The organism is Streptomyces sp. NPDC087420, assembly GCF_044744165.1.
Classification (GTDB): Bacteria; Actinomycetota; Actinomycetes; order Streptomycetales; family Streptomycetaceae; genus Streptomyces.
On the sequence record NZ_JBIUXU010000007.1, the window covers coordinates 1 to 8,579 of the forward strand.

Consider the following 8,579-nt stretch of genomic DNA (forward strand, 5'->3'; position numbering starts at 1 on the left):
CCACTCGCTACGACAAGACCCGTGAGTCCTACCAAGCCGCCCTCACCATCGCCTCGATACTGCTCTGGATCTGACCTTTGAAGACGACCCCTAGGTGGGGTTGGCTCGTTGGGTCGGTCATGGGGCGGGGTGCGTGGAGTTGGATTGTTCCGGACGGACTGTGGGAGATCGCGGAGCCGCTGATCCCGCCGTCGAAGGTGCGGCCGCAGGGCGGCGGGACGCAGGACACGCCTGATGAGACGCTGTTCGCCGCGATCATCTACGTCCTGGTCAGCGGATGTGCCTGGCGGGCGTTGCCGCCGTGCTTCGGGATATCGAAGTCGACGGCCCACCGCAGGTTCCTGTATCTGGTCCAGAGCCGGTGTGTGGGGTCGGCTGCACGCGGAGACCCTTCATCGCCTGGACGACGCCGGCCTGCTCGATCTGTCACGGGCCGTTCTCAACTCAGCGCACGTGAGGGCTAAAAAGGGGGCGAACTCACAGGTCCGAGCCCCGTGGACCGGGGCAGGCAGGGTTCCAAGATGCACGTCTTGTCGGACGCGAACGGACTGAGACACAACCCCCACCGCGGCCGCTATTTCAAGCCCCAACGCCTGCACGCAGACAAGGCATACGACGTCCCCCACCTGCGAAAATGGCTATGGGGCAAACGCATCGGCGTACGCATCGCGGGTAAAGGAGTCGAGTCCAGCGAACGGTTAGGACGCCGACGATGGGTCATCGAACGCACCATGTCCTGGCTGACCGGCTACCGCCGTCTCAACCACCGTTACGAACGCTACCCCCGCAACTACCTGGCCTTTCTCGGCCTCGCCGCCGCTATCTGCTGCTACAAACGACTCGCCCGCCTCACCACATAGGACACGGTCTTAGTCGTATGTCATGAAGCGGTTGTGAAGCGGCGTCGTAGATTCCTCGCCTTGGTCGCCGTGATGGTGATCGTGGTGGGGACGGTGTGGTGGGGCGGGCCGGCGCTCCGCGCGGTGGTGCCCATGGCCCGGCCTGAGTGGGATGGCTTGGCTCCCGAAGTGCGGGCTTCGGCGGAGGGGCAGTTCCGGCTGGCGCTGATCCAGGCCGCGGCAGCGCTGGCGCTGGCATGCACGGCGCAGAACTACCGGCTCAGCCGCCGAGGGCAGGTCACCGACCGCTTCACCAAGGCCTTGGAGCGGCTCGGATCGGACGAGCTGGACGTACGGATCGGGGGTGTCTTTGCGCTGGAGCAGATCGTGCAGGACTCTCCCGACCAGGCCACCCACGCCGCTCAGGTCCTGAACGCCTTCATACGCCGGCGCGTACCTCCTGCCACGGCTCCTGCGGACTCCGCTGCAGGGAGAGGAGCGATGGGGGCGGCCGCGCTCCGGGAGGCTCTCAACCGGACCGCACCCGACCCATGGCCACAGGAGGTTCCGGATGCCGACGTCCAGGCAGCCCTGACCGCCCTTACCTTTCCCGGCTCACGCCGCCACATCGATCCGGCCCAAACCGCCGACCTGACCTGGCTCTGCCTCACCAACGCCCGGCTCGACGGTGCGAACCTCACTGGTGCCCAGCTCCACGACGCGAACCTCACCAACTCCGGTCTCCACAGCGCGAACCTCACCAACGCATGGCTTCACGGCACGAATCTCACTGGTGCCCACCTCCACGAGGCAGATTTCACCAACGCCGACCTTGACGGTGCGAATCTCACCAACGCCCAGCTCTACAGCGCGGATCTCACCCACTGCCGAAGTTTGACCGTCGAGCAGGCCGTTTCAGCCTTTCCGAGGTCTGACACCAAGCTGCCGCCTGATATCGCGGCGCACCCGGACGTGATCGCACGGCTCGCCGGAGTCGAAGATGCGCGTCCATGACCACGGGCCCCGTCGCGTCCGGGGACGGTCAGGATGGTCTGGTCCGTCCTTACAGAAGGGCAGGACGGCGCACCAAGGCCACGACCTCGCAGCGCAGGCAGCATGGCGGATGGGCCAGAGCGTCGAGGAGGGCTGGGGCCTCCTCTAGACGGTCGTCTCGAACTGTACGACCACGCAAAAGTACCGACTCCAGCCAGCGATTAGGTGCCGACCACAAACATCCGGGATCGGCTACGCCCGCTCTCCACATTCACCCAGGATCTCCGGTTCCGGAGCGGCACTCGCCCGCCGCTCACCGACGACTGCTGAAGAGAGAACTCCGAGCGGAGCACGCACCGTGCTCCGCTCAGTCCGGGGTCTGGCCGTCCCATGGGCGGCCCATGGTCCATGCACTCAGGTTGAACTCGTAGTGTCCGTTTGAGTGATCACCAGGGTTCCGCGGGTATCTCACTCGGACCTGGGCCTGCTCCAGCCGAAGGGCCCAGGTTCCGTCCGCCTCCCAGCGGGCGAACCGCTCGTAGGCCGTCTGCCACGGCCCATAGCATTCCGGCAGTGCACGCCAGGGAGCACCCATCCGCTAACGCCATAACACTCCGTTGATTACCTGCCGATGATCACGCCACTGCCGCTTACGACCATCAACACCTGGCAGCAGGGGCGCTACGCGTTCCCACGCCACATCCGTCAGGTCACCACGACCCACCACGAGATCATTATCAGAGGTCTTCGTCCGTGCTGAGGAAGACCGACTTGAACAGGTCGGCCGCGTCAACGAGGAGCTCGGTGGGCACCCGGAGCTCACCACTGGTCACCGCGTCGTTGCCGTCCTCGGTAAGTTCCCACGAGACCTCCACCGAACTGGCATGAGAATCCTTCGCGATGATGACGTAGTCGTCTTGGTCGCTCGTCCAAAGTACGTTCGGACGGAACGACTCCGGCGTGAGCACAACTTCGGCGTCCTCGCCGTGGGTGCTCCAGGTCACGGGATAGCCCCGTGGGAGGGGCCGGATAGTCGAGTGGTCGAAGCTCGGTAGGAACGGCTCGTGCGGCCCCAGTACTGGTTCGACGGCCTTCTAGTCTGCGTCGTCCGGGTCGAGGTAGTCCAGCACCTGGCAGTTATGGAACGTCAGAATCAGGTGCGGCTTGGCCACGAAACGATCGCGACTGACCACCTGGACGCCGGCACCCGGCAGCCCGACGCCTAGGAGGTGCTCCCGACCCTTGGCGATGTGCTCGGCCTTCTTGCTCTGCCATGCGGCGAGCGCCTGCTCTCGGTCCTCCGTCGACAGCGGCTTCGGGCTGCCGAAGACGCTCGACGGCAATATGAACGGTGTCGAGGCGAGAGTGTCTTCAGCCGATGTCGGCTGCTTGGTGAACTGCTCTTCTTCGTAGCGGCGCAGGCTCTCCAGGGCCTCGTCCACGCGGTCGACCCTGCAGATCGGGCCGAGCAGTTGCACCTCAAGGTCAATCGGTGGCCTCCCGCCCCGGCGGACGCGCTCAACGAGGGCGAGGACCTCTCCGGAGCGTGCGGGCCTCGTGTTGCTGGTGCCTCGAACGTAGATCGCGCCGTCCTCGAGGCTGTCGCGGCGGTCGCCACTCTGATAGCTCTTGTGACACGGGAAGATCGTCTGGCCATCCTCCGGCGGCTGGGCGATGACGAACAGGACCTCGTGATCGGAGTCGATGCCGATCCGGCCGAACTCGAAGGCCGGGAACTGGGGCCCGAGGTAGGGGCGGAGCCGGTCCTCAAGCTCGTGCGCCTCGGTTCCGCGCAATACTCCGGGAGCGCTGTTCTTCCGTGCGCCGATGACCAGGACCGCGTAGCCGTGGAAGTGTCGAGCCGCCTCCCCCGGACGCCGGTTCGCTGCGCCCAGGAGGAACTTTGCGATCTTGGCCGCGGTCGCCTTGCTGTTCATGTCGAGTGGGCTCTTGACCTCGAGGTAGGTCGCCTCGGCCTCGTCGCCGACAGAGACTACGTGCCCAAGAACGCCCCGTAGGGCGCGCTCACCGAGCGGGATGACGCTGGTGTCGAGAGCGGAAGTCCCTGCGTCCGAGTCGTCTGAAGGCAAGAGATCCGGCATGGAACGATTCTCCCATTCATGACCGCCGGGCGGGATCGAACATCCGCTTCCGAGAAGCCTGGGCCGCGGTCACGGCGCAACATAGCCGACGATCGCCGGAGAGCGGCTTCCGGCGGAGTGACGACGGCGTCTACCACCTGCCCCCGGACGGCAACGGAACCACCATGGCCGACCTGGTCATGCGCGCGGATCGGCACCGCACCAGCGTGCACACGAGCAACCGGCGCTTCATCGGCGACGCTGCCCGCGACCTCGCGCGCCAACTGCCGGGCCAGTGGGACACGTCGATCGAGATCTACTCCCACCCCGCCTGGCAGGAAGACCTCGTGCCCTGGATCTGGGACAGCGGCGAACTCGGCCGCGCCCTCCAGAACGCTTTCGGCACGGACGTGTCCGCCGCGTTCAGGCGCGCCTGCACCGACCAGGTCGTAAAGGGAGGTGGCCGCGCCCGGCCGGCAACCGCCCTGGTCTGACCACAGGGGCCGTTCCTTCGCTTCCGGGGCACAGCGGATTCGGCAACTCCCGTCCCCGTGGCGGCCGTTGCTCCATGGAAGGTTTCGTGTTCCACTGGCCTCGTTCCGGCGCGTCGGTCGTCCGCGACCATGGCCCGGGGCGGAACGGCATTTCATGGGGGGCCCGTGCGTGACGATCTGGGGTTCGAGAAGTTACTCGGTGAGGAGGGCTTCTTCGCGCGCCTGTTCGGGCGGTCGCCGTCCGGCGGCAGCCGGGAGAGGCTGTACGACCCCGACCTTCCCGTGGTGCTGCTCACCGGCGGACCGGGCATGGGCAAGGGTCGGCTGCTGCGCGCGGTACGGGACCGTTTCGCCACCATGGTCCCGGTGATCTATCTGGACTGCGGCTCACCGGTGTACGCGGACCGGGCGGAGGCGGAGCCGGGCGCCCGCTCGGACACGACCGAACTGCTGGTCGAGGGCGCCCGGCGGCTCTGCACCTGGCAGGGGGCAGGGGGCTCGTTCGCCTTCCCGCGTCTGTTCGCGGGCCTCGCCATGATCGCGACCGGCGCCAGGGAGGGGACTCCCGAGGCGGTCGGGACGGAGGTCGAACGGTACGAGGACCTGCCGCAGAAGCAGCGCATCGCCATCCTCAGGACGGGTGACTTCTGGCGGGGTGTCCTGCGCGGAAGCTTCCGGAATCTGCTGATCACCCTCTCCGGCCAAGCGCTCGACCCCTACTCGGCGGCGGTGAGCAACGCCCTGCTGGACGCCCTCTTCGAGCGCCTGGCCCCCCGGGGCAGGGCGGAACTGGAGCGGATCTACGGCACGTACCCGGGCGCGGCCGGCCAGCCCAAGCACGGGCTGCGCAACCTCGCCGTCGACTTCCAGGCCGGCGGCGAAGCCCGGGAGCTGGCAGAGAGTTTCCTCTTCCGGGCGCTGCGCGAGGACCTTGAGGCGTCGTATGCCTCGCCGCGCGGCTGGTTCCTCCGGGTCGGCCGCCCGGGGCTGTTGCTGGACCACGCCGAGTCGCCCCTGGGAGAGCGACTGCTGCGTGCCGTGCTCGCGGACCGCCGGGGCGGGCAGCGCGACCGCGTGGTGATCGTGGGCACGGCGCGCAGCGCGGACGGCGGCGCGTTTCTGCACGGCGGCCTGCCCCCCGACGAGGTGGTGCCCCCGGCGGAGTTCCGGCCGTCCGACGGCGGTCCGCCCGCGTGGTCCCGCCGCACCGGCGGAGGAGCGGACCGCGCCCCGCTGGCCGACGGGATGCTCGTCCTCCGTATGCCTTTCCTCACCGGCGACCAACTGCGCCGGGAGACCGAGCGCATGCAGCAGCGCGCGGAGCCGGAGGGCGGCACGAACCGCCGCCGCATCGACGCCGCAGTGGCGCGGCTGAGCGGCGGACGACCGCACACGGTGATCCGGCTGGCCGCCGCCACCGCCGCCTTCCGGATGCCGGCGGACGCCAACGACCGCGACGTACTGGATGCCCCATTACGGCTGCCCGGCGACGGCGCCCCCGAGCAGCCGGTGGCGGCGGTGCTGCTGAAGGAACTGGTCCTGGACCAGTTACCGGTGCGGCTGCCGACCGAGCTGCGTGACCAGTGGCTCGATCTGCTCACCCACCTGTCGGTGGCACACGACGAGGAGTGCGCGGACGTCCTGCTCCGCCACCACCAGTCGGGCCACGTGCATTACTTGACGGCCCATCACGTGTCGCAGTTGCTCACGGACACCGGGTGGCCCAGCTGCGAGCGGCACTTCGTGGGCGACTTCGGGCTGCGCCAACTGCTGGTGCACCGGCTGTACGGGCTGCGCCCGGACGGCGCCGCCTGGTACGCCGACCACCACCTGCTGCGGGACCATTACGCGAGTCGCGCGGCGGCGGACGACGGGGCTCCGGGGGGTGGGGCTCCGGGGCGTGGGGCTCCGGGGCGTGGGGCTCCGGGCGGTACGGCGTTCCGTTCGGTTATGACACACCGGATGAACCACCACCTGGTGTCCGGCGGTGCGGACGACGTGGTCCGGCATCTGGCCGCCACACTGCCCGGCCGCCCCCGGGAGTGGTGCGCGGAGCTGCTGGAGATCGCCCAGGCGCCCTACCCGCGCGGAGCGGATGCCCGGCGTGAACGCGCCCAGGGTCTGCTGACGGCGGAAGGACCGGCGCTGCGCCGCACCGTCGACCAGCTGTTGCACGCGGTGTGGCTGTGCGAGGAGCGGACCAGACCGACCGGGAAGGAGACGGCCCGCACCCTGGCCAAGTTGCTGGACCTTCTCTCGATCATGGAGTTCGACGGCGCGGGACAGCTCGGCAGGACCGCCACGGACTGGAGCGGTCTGGCGGAGAACGAGCAGCCGCTGCTGCGCTGCACCTGTACCGATCAGCTCGGGCGAAGGAGGTAACGGGGATGCCCCAATGGAAGAAGATCCTCTACACGCTGCTGACCGTGGGGGCGGTCCTGACGTGCGGCTTGTTCGCCTACTCCATCCTCCAGAAACCGGACACCTGCACCGACGGGATCGAGCGGATCAGCGGCGAGTGCATCGGGGTCGACGGCACGGGCTACGACTTCGGCACACCGGAGATCCGCGACGTGTCCCGGGCCATCGCGGACGAGAACAAGAGGATCGACGGCGAGCCCCACGTCACCGTGGCGATGATGCTGCCGCTCCAGTCGGACAGGCCGGCACTGCGCCGGCAGATGCGCAGCGACCTCCAAGGCGCGTATCTGGGGCAGCGGCAGGCCAACGAGGGCGAGGGGGAACCGCCGAAGATCCGGCTGGTGCTGGCCAACCCCGGGCGGAACTACGGGCGGCAGGAGAAGGTCGTGGACACCCTGCTGAAGATGGCCGATTCGTCCGAGGACCGGCTGCGCGCGGTCACGGGCTTCAACCTCAGCCTCGACGCCACGGAGCAAGCCGTCAGGCGCCTGACGGAACACAAGGTCCCGGTACTCGCCTCCCGGATCAGCGGGGACCGGATAGCGAACGAGGACGAGGCGGACGGGATGGCGCGGCTGCGGTTCCCGGGCCTCGCCCGGATCATCCCCACCAACCTCGACGCGGCCCGGGCGCTGGCCAACTTCAACGGCGAGCGGGGCCGGGAGAACCTCAAGACCGTGCTCGTGTACGACAAGCGCCCCGACAACTACAACCAGTCGCTGGCGAAGGCGTTCAGCGGCATCGAGGAGAAGGGCCCGCCCGGTCCCGCCGCGATGTCCTTCGAGTCTCCGGCGATCGACGAACCGGGCTCGACCGGCAACCAGTTCACCCAGGCGGCCAACAACATCTGTGACTCTGAGGCCGACACCGTCTACTTCGCGGGGCGCACACTGCACCTGCGGATCTTCGCGCTCAAACTCGCCCAAGTCGGCTGTAAGGACCGGCATTACACCATCGTCAGCGGTTCCGACGCCGCCTCGCTCCGGCAGGACATGACGGCGAAGGACTGGGACGAGTTGCGCGGCGAGGGCGGCAGGGCGAAGGTGACGGTGCAGTACGCCGCCCCCGCGCACCCGGACGCCTGGACCGTCGAGCTGGCCCGCTGGACCGAGCAGTGGGTCGCGGACCACGGCCGCCCACCCACCGGCCAGGAACTCCCTCAGTACCTCACCGAGCCCAAGGCGGCCCTGGACACCCTCAAGAAGCAGATCGAGACGGCACGCGGCGAGGGGGTACGGCTCGGGGACGGACTGAACCTGGCCGACTCCCGGACGATGCTCGTGTACGACGGCCTGGTCACCATCGGCACGGCACTGCACGAGGCCCAGGGCGGCGGCGCCGAGACGGTGCCCGGCCGTGAGGACGTCGGCAGGCAGTGGTCACTGCTCCAGTCCCGGCACAGGGTGCGCGGCACGAGCGGCCTGATCTGCCTGACCAGCGGCGGGAACGCGTACGACAAGCCGGTCGCGGTCGTCCAACTGGAGCCGGCCGGCAAGGGCCTCGGCCGGCTGAGGTTCGTCGGCCTGGGCTGGCCCGTCGGCCTGGAACAGCCGAAGAACTGTGTCATTCCCAGCCGCGCCCCCTGAGGGGTGTCCCGCCACCACCGGACCCGGCCGGCGCGCTCGCTCCTGACGTAGCGCCCCCGCCGGGTCCGTTGTCGTCGGGCGTCCCCGTGTGTGGCGGGCCCGTCATCAAACGTGAGATAGAACATATTGCCGAGTCTTTACTCTCCCATTGCCTGCTGTGTTTCG

Annotated in this window: 6 protein-coding genes and 2 pseudogenes; 5 read left to right on the plus strand and 3 right to left on the minus strand. The window is 68.5% G+C overall.

All coding sequences use genetic code 11. The features are described 5' to 3' along the window. Positions 1–119: 119 nt before the first annotated feature. Positions 120–860, plus strand: a pseudogene (locus tag ACIO1C_RS15455) (transposase). 69 nt (positions 861–929) lie between these two features. Beyond that, positions 930–1,853: a pentapeptide repeat-containing protein gene (locus tag ACIO1C_RS15460; RefSeq protein WP_401864109.1), complete on the plus strand. Its 924-nt coding sequence runs from the start codon at positions 930–932 to the stop codon at positions 1,851–1,853. Between the two features lie 391 nt (positions 1,854–2,244). Here the strand turns inward: ACIO1C_RS15460 and ACIO1C_RS15465 are convergent. The 3 genes and pseudogenes from ACIO1C_RS15465 to ACIO1C_RS15475 form a co-directional block, all read right to left on the minus strand. Next, positions 2,245–2,559: pseudogene (locus ACIO1C_RS15465) on the minus strand (transposase); the annotation flags it as partial. A gap of 10 nt (positions 2,560–2,569) precedes the next feature. Further along, a complete protein-coding gene (locus ACIO1C_RS15470; RefSeq protein ID WP_401863228.1) occupies positions 2,570–2,836 on the minus strand; it encodes a hypothetical protein in 267 nt (88 codons plus the stop codon). Between the two features lie 90 nt (positions 2,837–2,926). Continuing rightward, the gene (locus ACIO1C_RS15475) at positions 2,927–3,934 is read right to left on the minus strand and encodes a hypothetical protein (RefSeq protein WP_401863230.1); all 1,008 of its coding nucleotides are present in this window, start codon (positions 3,932–3,934) and stop codon (positions 2,927–2,929) included. 164 nt (positions 3,935–4,098) lie between these two features. Between ACIO1C_RS15475 and ACIO1C_RS15480 the strand changes: the two genes are divergently transcribed. The 3 genes from ACIO1C_RS15480 (at position 4,099) to ACIO1C_RS15490 (ending at position 8,414) form a co-directional block, all read left to right on the plus strand. Then, on the plus strand, positions 4,099–4,407 hold the full coding sequence (locus ACIO1C_RS15480; protein ID WP_401863233.1) for a hypothetical protein: 309 nt from the start codon (positions 4,099–4,101) through the stop codon (positions 4,405–4,407). A gap of 165 nt (positions 4,408–4,572) precedes the next feature. Further along, entirely contained in the window at positions 4,573–6,789 is a 2,217-nt protein-coding gene (locus ACIO1C_RS15485) for a hypothetical protein (protein WP_401863235.1), read from the plus strand. Positions 6,790–6,794: 5 nt separating this feature from the next. Continuing rightward, a complete protein-coding gene (locus ACIO1C_RS15490; RefSeq protein ID WP_401863237.1) occupies positions 6,795–8,414 on the plus strand; it encodes an ABC transporter substrate-binding protein in 1,620 nt (539 codons plus the stop codon). The last annotated feature ends 165 nt before the right edge of the window (positions 8,415–8,579 follow it).